Origin of the sequence: Gluconobacter cerinus (genome assembly GCF_025961355.1) — a bacterium.
GTDB classification, from domain to species: domain Bacteria; phylum Pseudomonadota; class Alphaproteobacteria; order Acetobacterales; family Acetobacteraceae; genus Gluconobacter; species Gluconobacter cerinus.
Map to the genome: position 1 here is coordinate 1 of NZ_JAOQNM010000001.1, position 17,766 is coordinate 17,766.

Annotated in this window: 11 protein-coding genes; all 11 read right to left on the reverse strand. The window is 54.3% G+C overall.

What is annotated here, in order from left to right:
• On the reverse strand, positions 1–1,059 hold a 1,059-nt coding region (locus M2305_RS00005), incomplete at its 3' end, for an AMP-binding protein (protein ID WP_264648158.1).
• Complete coding sequence (locus tag M2305_RS00010; protein ID WP_264648159.1) at positions 1,056–7,409, reverse strand: type I polyketide synthase; 6,354 nt, start codon at positions 7,407–7,409, stop codon at positions 1,056–1,058. The genes M2305_RS00005 and M2305_RS00010, both read right to left, overlap by 4 nt.
• A gap of 59 nt (positions 7,410–7,468) precedes the next feature.
• Positions 7,469–8,920: an AMP-binding protein gene (locus M2305_RS00015; protein WP_264648160.1), complete on the reverse strand. Its 1,452-nt coding sequence runs from the start codon at positions 8,918–8,920 to the stop codon at positions 7,469–7,471.
• 117 nt (positions 8,921–9,037) lie between these two features.
• On the reverse strand, positions 9,038–11,218 hold the full coding sequence (locus M2305_RS00020) for a Hint domain-containing protein (protein WP_264648161.1): 2,181 nt from the start codon (positions 11,216–11,218) through the stop codon (positions 9,038–9,040).
• A 562-nt stretch (positions 11,219–11,780) separates the two neighbouring features.
• Positions 11,781–12,812 (reverse strand): ribosome small subunit-dependent GTPase A, encoded by a 1,032-nt coding sequence (gene rsgA / locus M2305_RS00025; protein WP_264648162.1) that lies wholly within the window; start codon positions 12,810–12,812, stop codon positions 11,781–11,783.
• A 183-nt stretch (positions 12,813–12,995) separates the two neighbouring features.
• On the reverse strand, positions 12,996–13,808 hold the full coding sequence (locus M2305_RS00030) for an ABC transporter permease (RefSeq protein WP_264648163.1): 813 nt from the start codon (positions 13,806–13,808) through the stop codon (positions 12,996–12,998).
• A 24-nt stretch (positions 13,809–13,832) separates the two neighbouring features.
• Positions 13,833–14,645 carry an ABC transporter ATP-binding protein gene (locus tag M2305_RS00035; protein WP_264648164.1) on the reverse strand — a complete coding sequence of 271 codons (813 nt, stop codon included), beginning with the start codon at positions 14,643–14,645 and terminating at the stop codon, positions 13,833–13,835.
• Between the two features lie 71 nt (positions 14,646–14,716).
• Complete coding sequence (locus tag M2305_RS00040; RefSeq protein ID WP_099212803.1) at positions 14,717–15,424, reverse strand: M24 family metallopeptidase; 708 nt, start codon at positions 15,422–15,424, stop codon at positions 14,717–14,719.
• A gap of 3 nt (positions 15,425–15,427) precedes the next feature.
• Positions 15,428–16,426 (reverse strand): ABC transporter substrate-binding protein, encoded by a 999-nt coding sequence (locus M2305_RS00045; RefSeq protein ID WP_264648165.1) that lies wholly within the window; start codon positions 16,424–16,426, stop codon positions 15,428–15,430.
• Between the two features lie 20 nt (positions 16,427–16,446).
• Positions 16,447–17,169 (reverse strand): phosphoribosyltransferase, encoded by a 723-nt coding sequence (locus M2305_RS00050; RefSeq protein ID WP_264648166.1) that lies wholly within the window; start codon positions 17,167–17,169, stop codon positions 16,447–16,449.
• Complete coding sequence (locus tag M2305_RS00055) at positions 17,166–17,738, reverse strand: type I phosphoribosyltransferase (protein WP_264648167.1); 573 nt, start codon at positions 17,736–17,738, stop codon at positions 17,166–17,168. The genes M2305_RS00050 and M2305_RS00055 overlap by 4 nt, the downstream gene beginning before the upstream one ends.
• Positions 17,739–17,766: the final 28 nt, after the last annotated feature.

Genomic DNA, 17,766 nt, shown 5'->3' on the forward strand with positions numbered 1-17,766 from the left:
TTGCCCACGCTCACTGGCCGTGACCAGCAAGGTCGCTTCTGCAAGGCCATAACATGCAAAGAACGCACGTTCATCAAAGCCGGATGACGCAAAACGTTCTGTAAATGACTGCATTGTCTCTGCGCGGATATATTCTGCCCCGTTGAACGCTACTTCCCAGCAGGACAGATCCAGCGATGCAACGTCTTCAGGGGCGATAGACCGCACACACATTCCGTATGCGAAATTCGGGCCGCCGGAGAGCGTCGCCCTGTAACGACTGATAGCCCGCAACCACCGTATTGGTTTTTCAGCAACAACTTCTGGCGGCAACAAAATACAACGCCCTCCAGTTGCCAGTGTCATGAGGGCGCCCCCGATCATTCCCATGTCATGAGAGAGAGGAAGCCAGTTAACGCCGCAATCGCCCTGCCGATACCCAAAGGCCTCTGCCTGACGGAACAGATTATGCGCGATATTGCGATGCGTGAGCAGAACACCGCGTGGTGTCCGTGTGGAGCCCGACGTGTACTGAATAAGCGCAAAATCCGTTGGTAAAGGATGTGCCACACTCTCGTGCTTTGCAGACGGGCGGATCTTGTCTGTCGGGATCCACAGAAACCGCGAACCATCGACCTTGTCGGGGCAAACTTTCTGAAATTCGGTGAGAATGCTGCGATTGCCGATAACCGCCGCAGCCTCAACGTCATCTCTCAGCGCGACAAACCGGTCCCGCGCGCCAAACGCTTTGGGATACACGCCTGAAACCGGTACCAGCCCCGCGCACAGACACCCAAGAAGCCCCCGAATATAATCAAGGCTGCTTTCATACAGCAAAAGCACTCGAGCACCGGGCTCAAGCATTCGCTTCAGCCATACAGCCAATGCCGTAGCCTGCGCAGCAAGCTCAGACGCCGTTACAGTATCCGTTTCGTTTTCGCCGTCTCCGAGCAGAGTATAGACTTTGAGGTCCGGCGTTCTGGCGGCATGGAAGAACAGCGCATCAACGATCGTGCTCCGCTGCCAATCCAGAATTTCCTGTCCATCAGCGGCAAGAACCGTGGCAAAGGACTGTGTCATGGGAGTTGCGCCGTCTGGCCGATCTTGACCCTGTTCAAAAGAAACTGGGACATTTTCCGGATACTTTCATCACGCGCGAGAACAAGGATGGAGACTTCGACACCAAATTCTACCCGCAGAGCCGTTTGAAGTTCAACGCCAGCCAAAGAGTCGATCCCAAGTTCGGACAAGCGTGCGCGGTCATCAATGCTTGTCGGCTCCAGATGCAATGTCTGGGCAATCAGAACCTTCACCTGCTCTACAACATAAGGAAGACGTTCATCTTCCGGCAATGCCGAGAGCGTGGCGAGCCGCTCACTGGTCGCTCCATTACTGGCATCCGCCAGACGAACAAGTGAAAAGCGGGCCAGCGCCTTTGCGCCGGGAACAATCTGCGTCCATTTCTTCCAGTCAATCTCAACACAGGCAACTTCCGGCAACTCTAGCGCAAGCATTTCCGGCAAGTGGTCCAACGCATCATGAGCTGTCATTCCCTTAAGACCGGCGGCCTCTAAAGCCCGGGCTGCAGTCTCGTTGCGGCTTAGCATGCCCACATCTGCAATCGCTCCCCAATCAACCGCGAGAGCTGCCTCTCCATCCTTCCAGCGATTAGCCGCTACCGCACCCAGAACGGCATTGGCGGCGATATAAGCACTCTGGCCGACGTTCCCCAGCACCGTAGTGACAGACGAAAACAGCACGAAATAATCCAGGTCCATCCCTTGAACCAAACGGTCAAGGATGATTGCGCCCTGGGCTTTTGCCTCAAGAACCCGGCCAATCCGCTCTTCGTCCAGATTTTGGACAAGCGCGTCGTCCAAAATTCCAGCACAATGAAAAATGCCAAGAATTGGTGGGAGATTACTCGTAAAGGCAATTTCCTCGAAGACATCCTGCATAGCCTCTTCGTGCGAGACATCGACCTGGATGGTATGAATGTGCACGCCTGCGGCACGCCGGATTGCCAATTGCTCGCTCACCCCGGTTTCCTCCGGTGTTCTGCGACCCAGCAGAACCAAGTTACGAGCGCCCTGTTCAATCAGCCATTCAGCGGTTGCCCAGCCAAAGCCACTCAGGCCGCCTGTAATAAGATATGTTTTTCCATCCGACACCTGCGGCTGCGGCCTCGGCAAGGGCGAGGCTTTAAGGTCGTCCAGATCGGAGTAATCAATAACAACCTTGCCCATATGCTTGGCAGACGCCAGCAGGCGGAACGCTCCGGCAGCATCACGCGCAGGAAAGCTTTCCAACGGCAAGGGCTGCACGTCTCCGCTTTTGGATAGCGCGGCCACATCTGACAGGAGGGACCGCATCAGCGCGGGCCGCTCCAGCATCATCCGATCAAGGTCGAGTGAGAAGAAAGACAGGTTTTCATTGAACGGAGCGAGGGGCAATCCGCGTTTTTCAATGATGTCCTTTTTTCCGATTTCGACAAATCGGCCATAGGGAGCCACGATGGACAAGCTGTGCGTCTGCCCCTCTCCGGGCAAGGAGTTCAGAACGACATCAACACCGCGCCCCTGCGTGACGTCTCGGATCCCTTCTGCAAATTCCAGCGAACGGGAATCCCAAACTCCCTCGCATCCGAGTTCTTTAAGATACTGCCGTTTTTCCGGGCTTCCCGCAGTTGCAAAAATCCGGGCTCCCACCCGTTTCGCCAACTGGATCGCCGCCAGACCAACGCCCCCAGTCCCGGAATGGATCAGGACTGTTTCACCTTTTTCGAGATGAGCGAGACGGCACAGACCATAATACGCCGTGATGAACGCCACAGGCAGCGTGGCGGCCTCAAGTGGGGACCCAAGTCCTTCAATGGGAAGCGCAAAAATGCTTTCTGCGTCAGCAGTAAAATGAGACGCAAAACACCCCGGCCAGGAGACGAGATATCGTTCGCCCGGCGCAAAATCCGTTACGCCCTCGCCGATAGCAATCACCTCCGCAGAGGCTTCCATGCCAAGGCTTTCGCCATGGAACGTATCATCCACAACAATTTGCGGAATAAGGCCGGTCGCTTTCAGGATATCCTTGAAGTTCAGTGCTGCGGCGAGCGTTCGAAACAGAACCTGACCTGGTTGCAGAGGATCTGCGACAAACCGCTCATGATGCAGCCGATCCAGCGAACCATTCGACGCACTCACAAGACGGACCCCGACAAGCCGTCCATCCGCCGTTTCGTTGGGATGATAAAGCGTCGGAACAGGTTCTGGCTTCGTTTCCGACGGGGTTAGACGCCCGACAGCCCGCAGACCAGGGCGCAGAACGATATCGTCCTCCGCATCCTGCTGAACAATTTCCGCACAGAGCTGCTGTAACGTGGCTTCGTCAACCATTCGACCGATATCGACGATGCGAAGCGCAAGATCCGGCCGCTCTGATGCGACCCCTCGTGCAAAACCCCGGATAGCGGCCTGCCCTGTATCCAGATCATCACTTTGAAGCGCTTCCGCAGAAACTGCCCCGCGCGTGACGATCAGGCATTTCGGCGCAGCTTCACCGTCTTCCGAAACCCTGATCGCCCTGACGAGACGCAAGATCTCTGCAATGCCCTGTTTTCCGGTTGCGTCTTCGATAGGTGAGCACAGATAAAGGATTGCATCATTCGTTTGAGCCAGCGCCTCTGCCAGGGCCGCCTGATCCACATCATCAATCTTCAGGGTATCAACCATAATCCCCTGGCCAGCAGAAACCTGACTGAACTGCTCCAGTAGAGGTCCATCACGCCCCAGAACTAGTGCTGTTAGAGGCTCCGCAAAATGCGGAAGCAACTCCGTCTGAACCCACGCCGGGCGATAGAAACGACGGACATTATCCGACCCCATACCTGCAGCGACCAGCTTTCGAATAGCCCGCGCCTTGAAGCCGAGGATTTCCGCAACAGGTTCACCCGCTTCTGTAAAGAGCCGGATATCGCCCTCAATGCCGGTTTCGGAACGACGTGTTAGAGCCGCATGAGCCAGAAGGACTTTATGGTGTCCTCCACGATAGACGACCTGCCGCGCGCCTGTCGGAACGAAAACTCGTTCTTCCGCAGCGCTGTATCCGGCACCGATCAATGCCTGGAAAGCACCATCAAGCAGTGCCGGATGAAGAAAATACTTTGCGATGCTCTCAGCATCTGCGAACTCCAGACGCGCGAAGGCAATACCTTCACCGGCCTTCAGCTCTTTGATCGTCTGAAAAGCCGGGCCATACGAGAAGCCATGCTCTGCAAGTCTCGCGTAGAACGTTTCTGGCAGAATTTCGTGTTTGAGATCGGCTTGTAAGCTCTCAGGAGCCACCGGGTCTGCTGCCCATGGCACACTTGCCAAAACACGGAGCTTAGCGTGCTGAATCCACTCTTCTTCACCATCGTCGCCGTGAGACGATGATACCGTCAGAACGCGCGTTTCTTCATCAAATGCCCATTCGACAACAGGCGGCGTGAGGCTATCCAGAAGGAGGGCCTGACCGATTTCCAGATCTTCAAGAATTGCGGCATCAGAGCGTTCGATCTGGCGATGTATAGCCAGACCGCCTTCAATATAGCCCGCAGCAGGAAACAGGCAAATCCCGTCCACTTTATGATCGGGCAACCACGGCATGTAGTTGCGATTGATATCCGCAAGCCAACCCGGCCGGGATGCGCTGACTGGAATACCGAGAACCGGATGAACGGTTCCGTCCAGCCGATCCTTGCGCGAAACTTCAGTCTCAGACCAGAACCGGCTGCGAGACCACGCATAATGAGGAAGGTCCGTCCGATGCCCTCCCGTCAGCAGAGACCAATCCAACGGCACGGCAGCCATGTAGAGTTTGGCGATACTGCGCGCTATGGCTGTATCTTCCGCGTCTTTGCGGCTCAGGCTGGCAATGACGGCAACGTCCCCATCAACCTGCTGCGCTGTTTCCCTTATCAAACCACCGAGCACCGGGTGTGCACCAATCTCAAGGAAAACCCGGTGCCCGTCGCCCATTAAGTTCTGAATAGCATCATGGAACAGGACGGGCTGCCGTGCATTTCCGTACCAGTATTCCGCATCATGAAGAGCATCGTCAGCCCAGCGCGTACCCGTTACTGTTGAATAGAGCGGAATGTTCGGGTTTTTCGGAGCGAGCGCGGCAAGCGGGTTTAGAAGATCATCTCGGATCTCTTCCATCAGGATACTGTGATAGGGGACTTCAACTCTGAGAAGGCGATTGAACGTGCCATCCTGATCACATCGCGCAGCAAGCTCTTTAAGTGCGGCCTCTTCACCCGCAAGCGTCGCAGACTTCGCGCTATTAAGAGCGGCGACTGATACCCGGTCTTCATAGCCTGGAAGTAGTTTTTCGGCAGCCTGTCTGCCAGACATCCCAATCGCGAGCATCGCGCCGCGTCCGGCCAGACGCGCCTGTTGCTGGCTCCGATGAAAGATAACAGTTACAGCGTCTTCAAGAGACAGGGCGCCAGCGATGTAACTCGCGGCGACCTCACCCACGCTATGGCCAATGATCGCCGCGGGTACCACGCCATGAAAACGGAAGAGCTCGGCAAGAACAACCTGAACCATAAAGATGGCCGGCTGGGCGACAACCGTTTCATCAATGCGGGAATGTTCCGCAGGCTTCAAGATTTCATCCAGAATGGACCATCCTGCAAGTGCAGAAAACAGGTTATCGATCTGCTGAATAGTGCTGGAAACAGGTTCAGGGGCCTGCCTGAGAATATGCTGCCCCATACCCTTCCACTGGGAGCCCATTCCTGAGAACACAAAGACGGGGTGCTGCATCTCACCATTTCGACGCCGCCCCACCGTGACCGCTGGTGAAGATTGCCCTTCAGAAAGCGCTTTCAAGCCTGCAATCAGCTCTTCCCGATCCCGGCCGGACACGACGGCCTGCATTGGGAGGCGCGTCCGGTAGGTTGCTGCAGAAAAACAGACATTGGCTACGGACGGAGCCGCAGAAGATGCCAGAAGACTTGCATACGATCGCGCAAGTGTTTTCAAAGATGCGTCTACGAGCGCATTCACAGGCAGCAGGAAACACCCAGATGGCATCCTAACGATCTCTGCCAGCCTTTTCTGAGGCTGGTCAGCTTCCGTCGGTGCCCTGAGAAGCGCAACTGCGTTTGTTCCGCCATACCCAAACGAATTGACGCCTGCATAGACCATTCCGGCCTCAGCCTTCAGCGGGGTGAGAGTGTCTTGAGCGACTTTCAAATGCAGATCCGCGAACGGGATTGCAGGATTAACCTGTGTGAGGTTCGCCTGCGGCGGGATAGCGCCATGTTTCAGGCAAAGGAGCGCCTTTATAAGCCCGGTAACACCGGCCGCGGCTTCCAGATGTCCTAGATTGGCTTTGATGGACCCAACAATTAGGGGACTGTCTGAGGCACGCTTGTGACCAATTGCCGTTCCCAACGCACGCGCTTCAATAGGGTCGCCAACTGGTGTGCCGGTACCATGTGCTTCTACATATCCAATCGTGGCGAGATCGATGTGCGCCTTTTGAGCCACCTCTTCGATAAGCGTACGTTGAGCATCTTCACTGGGCATCGTTAATGACAGTGTACGACCGTCCTGATTGACGCCCGTTCCGGCGATCACACCGTGAATAACGTCTCCATCCCGCTTTGCATCCGCAAGTCGCTTGAGCAGGACAATGCCAGCACCTTCCCCGCGGCCATAGCCATCCGCATCAGCAGAGAAGCTTTTGCAGCGCCCATCAGCCGCCAGAAAGTGCCCTTTGGACATGGTGATGGAAGCTGGTGGAGCAACCATGATGTTGACGCCACCGGCCACGACGACATCAGTTTCCCCATTCAGCAGGCTGATACGGGCCTGATGAATGGCCACCAATGATGATGAGCATGCCGTATCGATAGACATGCATGGTCCCTGAAGACCAAGGTTATGCGAAATACGTGCGGCAAGCATCGTGGCTGACGCTGCGGTTGCGGCAAAATGATCCGTGATCAGGGGCCGGTTAAGAGGAGAACCGCAAGCAACGAGCCAATCCAGAGAAAACGTGCCGATGAAGACACCGGTGCGAGTTCCTGCCAGAGTGGCAGGAAGAATTCCGGCATTTTCCATCGCCTCCCAGACGACTTCCAAAAGAAGCCGCTGCTGAGGATCCATGAGGGTGGCTTCACGCGGCGAAATACCGAAAAACAACGGGTCCATTTCATCGATCTTCTGATCAATGAATGAGCCACGTCGCATATAGGTCTTGTTGGGGGTTTCGTATTCGGGATCGTAAAAACGCTTGATACCCCACCGATCGGCCGGAACATCGGATGTGGCGTCGCCTTGTTCACACAGAAAGCGCCAGAGGGCCTCGGTTGTCTCTATTCTCCCGGGAAGGCGACATCCGATCCCGACAACTGCCACTTCATGTCCGTAATCGATCATTTAAAACCCGCTTTTTGTCTTCTAATCTGTATGGAACGGAGCATATGAAATATTATTGTTCAGGAGGGTTTGACTGCCTTTTGTAAAGCCACTCTGTCAGGCTGGCCGTTCTCGGTCCGGGGAAGAGCATCAATCCACACAGCCGCCGCATCCGGCAGATTGGGAAAGTCCTGCCGCATCCATTTTGAAAGCAGCTCCAGGTTAAAATCATCTTCTGTAATGAGAGCGACCCATGGCGTTGGAAGTCCCTGATCATCAGGGACAACAAACATCGCACCATCCTTGACACCGGCACATGCCAGAAGGCGCGCGTCCAACCTCTCCAGATCGAACTTATCCCCGCCAAAACTGATTAGATCGTCGGCGCGGCCCCGCAGGTGCAATGTTCCATTGGCGTCCACAAAACCGGTATCACCAGGGTAGAACCATCCGTCCCGAAATTGTACTGCAGTCGCAACCGGGTCCAGATCGTATCCGCCGATAACCCCGGTGCCGCTGACACGAATGCGCCCCACCTCACCAGCAGAAACACGGTGATGATTTTCGTCCACGATCTCCAGTCCAACCCAGGGAAGTGGCTTTCCGACCTCATCATCGCTGGACTGAGCGTCCGTCGAAACAATGGTAATCACTCCACATTCATCAGCGCCGTAAACAACCTGAACGTTCGGGGTGAGCTTTTGCCGGATGGAGGCACAAAGCGCTCTTGGTAACTTCCCTCCCGCAACCGTCAGAAACAGATTGTCCAAGGGACTCATGCCGGGTGGTAGCTGAGAGAGTATGCCCTCCACATGACGAGGAGAAACAACGGCAACTGTCGGAATATCCTGGCTGAAGACGAGCCCTAACTCGGACCCCGTCATCATTTGCAAACGCGTCCCGGCTACCAGGGCAGAGAGAATGATGAGAAAGCCGCTAGAAGTCTCCGCCCCCAGCGTCGGTAAGACGCGCAGGTTTTCAGGACGATGGGTGTGGGACAACACATCCTGAAACAGCAGGTGATAAACCGCAGTTTCCACATATCGCGATGTCAGGGCGATACGACGCGCATCCTGGCTTGTCCCGCCGGCTACAGAGAAACGCACGACGTCGTCAGGCTGAACTGTGATGGTTTCAGCACATTCTGCCCCTGTCTGAGAGACATGCTCAAACCAGGCGTCGTTCAGTACCAGAACCTGTTGCTCGAGACCTTCCACAGGCTCATCAAGCAATATGATGTCCGGAGACAGAATTTTCACAGAGCGGTGGAAGTTCGCATCCACATATCCCGGCAACGAGGCCGAGGGTATTCCGAGCCGGGCCAAAGCAAGAATGAAAACCCAGTGTCTGTATGGATGTACACATCCAATGGCCACAACTGACGGGAGAAGATCCCGAAGTTGAAAAAGTGCGTTGGCAACTCGGCTGACATCGTGGGAAAGCTGATCGAAGCTTGCCTCTCCCTCAAACCAGCTCATCGCAATTGAGGCCGGATGTCCGGCTGCATATTTCAGGGCCAGACGTTCAAACATATTGCGTCAACCTATTCCTCGGAACTCTATGAAAATCCTGCAAATAGAAAGAAGGAAGTAACATGCGTTCCTGAAACGCACGTTACTTCCATTTCGTTCAACTTTCTAAGCAGTTTTTCAGGATGCGATGACAGCTACGTTGTCAGTCTCATCTTCAAGCAGGTATGGCCCTGCATTCTTCACTTCAATTGTCAGAACAGCGATCGAAAGATCCTGACGCGCAGGAAGCTTCAGAACAGCGTTGCCATTCGTCCACCGAACGCCGCCCTCTTCGCGGTTGTTCCAACCCGACAGTTCGTCCTCCGTGATGTGTGCAGTCAGGCTCTTCTGACCGTTACCTGCCCAGAGGCTGATACCCCCAACCAGAACACCAAGGTAACGACGGTCATCAACTACCGGACCAAAGACATCGGCCGGACGAGATGCACGGGACATGATACGGACTTCGTCAACGCCAGCAGGAAGCATGAAAACAAAGTCGCCGTTTTCTGCACGACGTGCCGCGTTAATCCGATGACCCGCAGGCGTCACAAGATGCAGGTTGGCATCTTCGGTTAGAACAACGGGCTTCCGCTGGTCTGGAATGGACATTTCTACAGCGCGCTCTTCAAGTGCAAGGTAGATTGGCTCAACCAGATCACGCGTCACTGCCAGCGGTGCCGCTGCATCAACACTCCACTCACGAACCGGACCGCTGACAAGACGGACAACACCACCCTGCTGGCCAAATTCACGACGGTTTCCAGTATCCAGATAGCTTTCGCTAAGGGCACCGTTGGACCACAGAATGGAATGATTTTCCGTCTCGACGTGGAAGTACTCGTAGTTCGTCATTGTCAGATCGTAGAAAACGCTACGACCGTTAACGAGCATACGTGCCGGGACGAAGCGCCCTTCGAAATACAGGCAATGTTCGGGTGTAACCACGAGGTCCTGATGAGGCACGCCAGAAGAGATGGCATCCTTGAGGATACGGACAGGATATCCAGCCTGATCAACCGGCAGATCCGTACGAACCTGCGCCGTACGATGACCAACCCAAGTGATAGGCTCGATGACTTCACGACCAGCCACATATGTGATGGCGCGGTCACCAATCTGAAGGTCCTCGACGCGCTTTTCGCCATCTTCTGTAAGGATCAGCGTCCCGGCGCAGAAGCAAACGAACGTTGCAATCGTGCTGCCATCGGTGTCACGGCCAAGCACGAAATAGTCGGTGCTCTTGAATGTGCCACCAAACGTTGTCTGCCAGGTGGAACCACCTTCGGAAATCGTAAGGGTGTTACCGTCAAGCTTAACAGTGCCGCCCGAAGCGTAGGTCAGCGTATCGACATCGATAACGGCACCCTGAGCCACCTGTGTTCCAGACAGGACAGCGCCAGCAACAACTGTGAGCGAGCCGCCGGACGAGACTGTGACGTTGTAAGACGTTGCACCGGAAGCAACAGATTCCTTGCCGCCGCTGAGCACTGTGCCGCCAGAAATGACACCACCAGACAGCACGCTCTCCGTACCGCCAGACGATACAGTCACGCTGGATGCAGTTGCGCCACTTGAGACAGTAAGCTTGCCCCCGGCGCTCACGACCGCACCGCGAAGAATAGCGGCAGCATTCAACTGAACCACACCACCAGAAATGTTTGTCGCACTGATGGTAGCGCCACCGCTCGCAACCGTCGTACCACCAGAGGCAACAGTCGTCCCGCTGGTGATAGCACCACTATACAGGTTCTGAACGCCACCACTGTTGACGGTGTTGCTGATCGTGAGGCCACCAGCAGAAACATACTGACTGCCCTGGATCAGGGATCCCCGGTCAGTACCACCACTCGTGATGATTTCCTGTGCCCCAGCATGCAAGGTGCCAGCCGAGACAATGCCAGGCCCACTTAGATTTGTCAGTCCCTTGGACGTCAGGATCGCAGAAGCAGACGTGTTGAGCGACTGGTCGCCAACAAAAACTGCGCCACCTGCTGCTACATTATAATTCGTAACGGTTCCACCGTTAAAGGCCAGAACTGCGGCAGAGTTTCCAACCGTTGCGCCAGTAATGGTCCCGCCGGAAGCAAGCAGAGCGCCCGCGGACGTCGCAGAGAGATTTGTTCCGACGTCGCCAGTTTGAGCTATAATAGCTCCATACTGCGCCGCAGTAGAACCAGAAAGCGTATTGTTTATTAGAAAATAGGATTCATTAACGGTCACATCTCCAAAAATATCTGTCGATGTAGAGCCCGATATTGTCCCACCATTAGCAAGTGAGTACTGCCGAGTACTATTATACGTTGTTCCGCCAGCCATGCTTAATTCCTCCATCACTAGAAGCGTTAAGCATTTATTAACGAATTATAAATTGTTAATCCGTGCTCAGCGCCGGAATCGAACATAAGGTAGGACGTTAATTTTAATCAATAGGAATCATTGACGATGTTGATATAAAAAAAACCAAATAACTATCGATTAACGATATCGGTTATCGTTCCGCGAATTTCGGCGTAAATTAATCGTCATACGGTATGGGTCAAGATAAAATTCTCGGCATCATTCTCAATTTCTTCCACACTCATGCAGCATATTGATCAATATCAAATTAGCTGAGAATTCGACATCAGAGCCATTACAATGCGACATGCGCGCAGCCGCACAGCACGAGCCGATGCTGCGCGGCTTGCTCTTTATGATTGCTTTAAGGGTACTGTTGCGAAGTAGAGAGGCAAACTATAGGTCGTTTACCTATCGAGCAGATAGACGCACATCGCTTTAAAACGGCTTCAACGAGCATGCATCTCGTTTCACTCGTAAATTATTCGTAAATCTCTTCCAACGCTGGAAACTGTGGCGCTCTTATGTATACGCCCACAGTTCAGTCGTGACGCTTCGCTTTCCGGGCTTCTCTATTAAGACGCAACTGTTCTCGCCGCTCCGCTCTTCGTCCCGCTGGATTTTTCTGCTCCTGCAGCAGGATTTCATGCTTCATCTTGAGCCAGTTATTCCAGCGCCGCTCATCAAGCTTCCCATCTTCACGAGCCTTCCGGACCGCACAACCGGGCTCGGCTTCATGTTTGCAGTCCCGGAAACGGCATTGCTGAGCAATCTCCTCGACTTCAGCATTAAATTCCCCGAATGCGGCGGCGAGCCCCTCCGCGGCATTCACCATGCCTAGTTCACGCATTCCTGGCGTGTCGATCAGCAGGCCACCCGAAGGCAGGCTCACCATCTCCCTGTGGGTCGTCGTATGCCTGCCCTGCCCGTCATACTCGGAGACAGCCCCCGTTGCAGCATGGTCGGTTTTCATTAGGGCGTTGAGGAGGGTCGATTTTCCTGCCCCGGAACTTCCCACCATGACGCCAGTGCGATGCCCATCGAGATATGCCGAAATCTCACTCAGCCCCGTCCCCTCAAGAGAAGATACGATCCTGAGATCAACCCCAGGGGCGCAAGTCTGGGCAGCATTGGCGACTTGCTCAATATCCTCACACAGATCAGCCTTGGTCAGGACGATGACAGGCTTTGCGCCGCTTTCTCTTGTGAGCGCCAGATACCGTTCCAGACGGGACAGGTTGAAATCTGCCCCAGTTGTCATAACCAGGAATGCGACATCAATATTGGCTGCGATGACCTGCGATTGCGTCCGCTTCCCGACTTCTTTACGGACAAAACAGGTCGTGCGCGGCAGAACAGCCTGAATGGTGCCACGTCGTTCGTAAAACCTCGGATGGCACACCACCCAGTCCCCAATGGCTGGCCGATCCAATGGATCCGACGTATGCAGAAGCTTCCCTGCAGTATCAGCCTGAATCAGACCACTTTCAGTAATGACACCAAGAAGGCCTCGTTGCTGCGCAACGACACGCCCAGGAATCAGCTCGCTTCCGGAGTAAGGCTGGAAGGCCAACGCAGTTTCAGCGCTCCACCCATAAGATGTCAGTACGGTCAGGGATCTTGTCTTTCGTTCAGGCTTGGGTCTCTGCCTGCTTTATAAGCACTGTCCCAGCGTTTTGGTATGCTCCTTTATTGGGGCACTGGGTAGTCCTTTAAGCAGCAAGTCCTGTAGCCCCAACAAAAAGTACCCTGCCCCTCAAAGGTGTGGGGCACGCCGCCAAGGTGATGTCGCTCTGTGCCGCCATGGCATGGCGCCGTATTCCAGCAGCAGCAGCATTGCGAAAGAGCCAATGCCAATCAACGTCATCAGAAGCATGGCACCATAAACCCCGACAGAATTCATCTGCGCGTTCGCCGCCAGCAAGTATGTTCCCAGTCCCATTTTGGAAGATGCTGTCCACTCCCCGATCACCGCCCCCGTTACAGCGTAAGAAGCGCCGATCTTAAGGCCGGAAAAAAGCGGTCCCAGACAGGCTGGCAGGCGGATGTAGAGAAATGTACGAAGGGGCGTCGCGCCAAGCAAACGAGCGAGATTGATCTGGTCACGATCTATATGCGCCAGCCCGTCCATCATATTGACTACGACCGGAAAGAAGACGATCCAGGCCACAATAATAAGCTTTGGCGTCATACCGAAGCCGAAGATGATTACGAGCGGCGCTGCGATACCCACAATCGGAATGGCTTGGGATGTAACAAGTGCCGGATATAGCAAGCGCCCCAGCCCCGGCAACTGTGACATCACGACGGCCAGGAGCACACCAACTGCTGCGCCGACAAGATAGCCTGCCAGCGTTTCCTTGAAAGTCTGCCACAACAGTCCGCGTATCATGACTTCATTCTGGAACAAGGCACTTATCGTGGCGACGGGAGACGGAATGACAAAAGCAGGCACATGGAACACGGAAACAACGGCCTGCCACAGCCCCAAAAGCATGAGCATGGCCACAGACCAAAAACCCATGGATTTGACCACAGGATGAATAAAAATCGACCGGATCAGGCTCATTCCAAAATTCATTTCTGATAAGGCTCAACGATAAAGGAGATCAAGCGCTTCCGCTTTTAGCGACATGAATGTGCTGGACGTCATGCATGAAACATCTCGAGGGCGCTCCAGATCAACGTTGAGAATACGACCGATCCGTCCCGGCCGTGGCAGCAACACGACGATCCGATCTGCGAGGAAGATCGCCTCATCCACATCATGAGTGACAAACATGATTGTACGTCCTGTTTCAGCCCAGACCTGTAGCAACCATTGCTGCATACTCAGTCGCGTCTGACTGTCCAGTGCGCCAAATGGCTCATCCAGCAACATAAGATCCCGGCCAGCCGTAATGGTCCGCATAAGTGCAATACGCTGGCGCATCCCTCCTGAGAGGGTCGCGGGATAATTGTTCAGATCGCTACCAAGACCATAATGCGTGGCAAGCGCCGTAGCCCGAAGCCGGTCATCCTGAGTGGCACCGCGGGTCAGAGATGCCCCAAGAACAATGTTATCCAGCGCTGTCAGCCACGGAAGGAGCAGGTCCTTCTGCAGCATATAACCCACATTACCCGGCTTTCCGACGATATCTTCTCCATCAAGCCTGATGCTGCCCTTAGTGATAGGCAACAAGCCGGACACCGCATTAAACAGCGTGCTTTTTCCGCAGCCAGATGCTCCCAGAACGCATACAAACTCTCCCGGTGCGATATCGAGGCTGACATTGTCCAGCACGAGATTATCATCGAATGCATGCGACACCCCATCAATAGAAAGCTTGACGGCACGACCTGGAGTATTCCCGTTCGTACCGGTATGCGCCTGCGAAAAGAGTGCTTCGGAGGTATTGGGCATCATGAGGTCTTTCTGTTGAAGGCGCATCCAATGCGTGCCTCAGTCAAGCCCGGCACGGTGATCGTGTATGACCGTCAGACCATTTTAACTAAGCCATGATCGAAGTAATAAATTTCCTCATATTTTACGGCCAGAGAGCTACCAACCTTCGCGATATGAGGCTCGAATGTGAAATAGTTCACATCCCCAAGAAGGCGTTCATTTCTCTTCTCCATAATAATGAAATCATCGGTAGAAGCAGCGATGCTGTGACCATACGCATCGAGCAAATCGAGGTTTTCATACCCGTTTTCAGAAACCAATGCCGACATCTTCTGATGTACATCCCCGAATGTCATGTCTGGCTGAACAGTCTTTATGAAGACGCCATGAAGATAGGCTTCAAAATCCATGGCCTCCCCCTCTTCCTCGCCGGCTTCAGCGGCGGACACGATAATCCCGTTACGTAGGAAATAGGTTCGTGCGCTATCTCCGAAGTAATCATCAATGCGAGGGCCCACATCAATCGTAATGGTTTCGTTTTCGCCAAACAGCTTCGGAGACGGAACATAACTGCTATCAAAAACAGACAGCCGAAGCCGCTCTCCCGCCAATACAAAAGCGGGCGTATTGCCCCAAAAATCGGTTGCTCCGTGTGCAAGCATGAGGTCATGGCATGCCTTGTGCACACTCACCTCAGATGCACCGGGCACGATATGGGCTGTAATATCGGTCAACACTGCACGAGCAATGTCCTGTGCAGCAGTATAGTGACTCAGATCTGAGGGAAGTGATGCAGTCATGATCTACCTCGGCAGAAAATCGTTGGTGTAGTAAGTGGCCAGCGGACGAACTTTTGAAATCAGACCAATGCGATGCATTTCACTCGCAAGCTCTGACCAGGACTGCGATGCCTGGCTCAAAGCAGTGTCACCATTTCCAAAATAAGGGACAGCCGCCGCCCAGCCAGCTTTATCGTAGAGCGGACTATCCACTTCCGGATAAATTTTGCTGAAGAGGGCTGCCGCCTCGGTCGGGTGAGCGGTCGCCCAGAGAAGACCTTCACGCGTCGCAGCCAGCCAGGCTTTGGCATCCCCACCATGCAGTTTCAGCCACTGAGGCGTTGCCGTGAAGGACCAGATGGGAATGTCTGGCACCCCTGTGACATTCGGACATGCCAGACTAGGCATTTGTCCGTCTTGCGCTGTGGACGCCGCGATCGCAAAGGACGCCGCATTGGTGGCAAGATCCAGACGGCCAGAAAGTAGTAATGGCAGGTCTTCAAACTGTGTAATGATCTGCTGGACATTCTCCGTATTTTTCACACCACTTTTCTCAAACAGCAGATGCATCATCACCGCCGTCCATGAGTCGGTAAAAATTCCTATTTTCTTACCTTCAAGGGTGCGGAGATCTATGGGCTCGCCCGGTCTGCCGACAACGCACCAGCTATTATGCTGATCGTAATTGGCAATGGAGACCAGCGGCAGTGAAACCTCTGCCGCAAAAACCACATCCGTCCGCGCTTCCATGCCGATTTCGGCCTGCTCTGTTGCGAGCATACGCGCCGTAGTCTGAGCATCTGGAGGCAAAACAATGGATACATCCAGTCCATATCGTCGATAAATGCCCTGCTCCTGAGCAACGACGATAGGAATTAGAAGAAAGCCCTGTACCGGCCAAAAATAAACCAAGCGGACATGATGCAGACTATCTGAAGCACGCGCTTTGTGGGGCAAGCACGCCAGCAAGAAACATGCTGAGACACCAGCAGCAGCCCACTTGCGCCAGAGCCGCCCGTTCACAGAACTTGCCTTATTCTGTGTCATCCGTTCAGGGAAGAAGGACGGTCATTTGTACACGTCCCTTCGATAGGGGTCCAACCGTGCCCCGCCAGACGAAACATGGGGATATGCCCTATCGCCTGAACCAGCGCGGGAAGATCCGGCCCGATTTCGCTCAAAGCCCTGTACCAGGCCCATCCTTCGGTCAGAGGCGCCACAACGCCAACTATATCTGCTCCCGCCTTGCGTAGAAGCCTGATGGCCGCCCCTGCGGTCTGACCCGTGTTAATGACGTCATCCACAATAACAACACGCCGCCCTTGCACGCGTTCTACAAGCGCGGGGTCAAGATAAAGCCGCTTGTTGTGAAGTGGGCTGGTTGAAGAAACCAGTGGCTCAGAAAGTTCTTCATCGTACCAGAACTTGCACGAATGCCCGAGTGCCACATAATCGTCCAAGCCAATATTCTGAGCTACAGGACGCGCATAAGCCAGTCCCATCGTCGGCACCCCTACGATGACTTCAGGGGCAAGATCATGAACCAGATCAGTCAGCAGGCGAATGATCTCATGCTCGACAGTAAAGCTTGTCTGATTAGACATAAGGAGCGCAATTGCCATTTCTCCACCTGGAAGCGCTCGCAGGGGCAGCTGAAGCACCGAACCGTCCCTTAGCGGAACAGAGTAGCTCTCGGAATATATCGTCGCTTCCTCTAAAGATGACCTGGGGAACCAGCGAGCGTGATAGGGCTTCACTTGCGTCATGAGTGTGCCCCTGAATGGCTTTCGGCACCACTTCCAATGCGACAAAAGCCAGGTGGAAAATGCTGCGAGACCTGAGCAAAACAGGCTTCGTCAAGCATTCCAAGATTGACGTGCATGACGCGCGAGCGAACGCCCCGCCCATCATCATGCAGATCCGTCGCCAAAAGCGTTTTAACCTTCAGCCCCGTATGCTGCGCAATGAAATCCCGGCCTTTGTTCTCAGTCTTTTCGCCGATCGTAAAAATTTCAAGGACCTCGGCCCCGGTGGTGGTGATGGCCTGAATGAGCGAAACCAGTGTTCCTCCAGTACTAATCAGGTCGTCGATCAGAATAATACGGTCCGTGGCGCGAACACCGTTCAGGTACAGATCCGTTGACCCTTCTGCGAGATACTCGTTACTCAATGGGACTTTAACTTCCCCAGGAGCACCTGAAGGCGTCCAGCGTGCAAGGGTGCGCGGGAGACGATACTGCCGCAGAATATCCGCAGTGATCATAGCGCCTCTATCTTCCTCCCCCACACCCAGCGTCGCATCGTCTGCGTGCGCTATATGGAGACGAGAAAGCAAACAGATAGCATCCGCCAGCTCAGGCGAA

What these genes read in the sequence shown, in the direction of transcription:
- M2305_RS00010 (WP_264648159.1), bottom strand. Translation starts at nt 7,409, where the DNA reads ATGATCGATTACGGACATGAAGTGGCAGTTGTCGGGATCGGATGTCGC.
- M2305_RS00030 (WP_264648163.1), bottom strand. Translation starts at nt 13,808, where the DNA reads ATGAGCCTGATCCGGTCGATTTTTATTCATCCTGTGGTCAAATCCATG.
- M2305_RS00015 (WP_264648160.1), bottom strand. Translation starts at nt 8,920, where the DNA reads ATGTTTGAACGTCTGGCCCTGAAATATGCAGCCGGACATCCGGCCTCA.
- M2305_RS00020 (WP_264648161.1), bottom strand. Translation starts at nt 11,218, where the DNA reads ATGGCTGGCGGAACAACGTATAATAGTACTCGGCAGTACTCACTTGCT.
- M2305_RS00050 (WP_264648166.1), bottom strand. Translation starts at nt 17,169, where the DNA reads ATGACGCAAGTGAAGCCCTATCACGCTCGCTGGTTCCCCAGGTCATCT.
- M2305_RS00040 (WP_099212803.1), bottom strand. Translation starts at nt 15,424, where the DNA reads ATGACTGCATCACTTCCCTCAGATCTGAGTCACTATACTGCTGCACAG.
- M2305_RS00035 (WP_264648164.1), bottom strand. Translation starts at nt 14,645, where the DNA reads ATGATGCCCAATACCTCCGAAGCACTCTTTTCGCAGGCGCATACCGGT.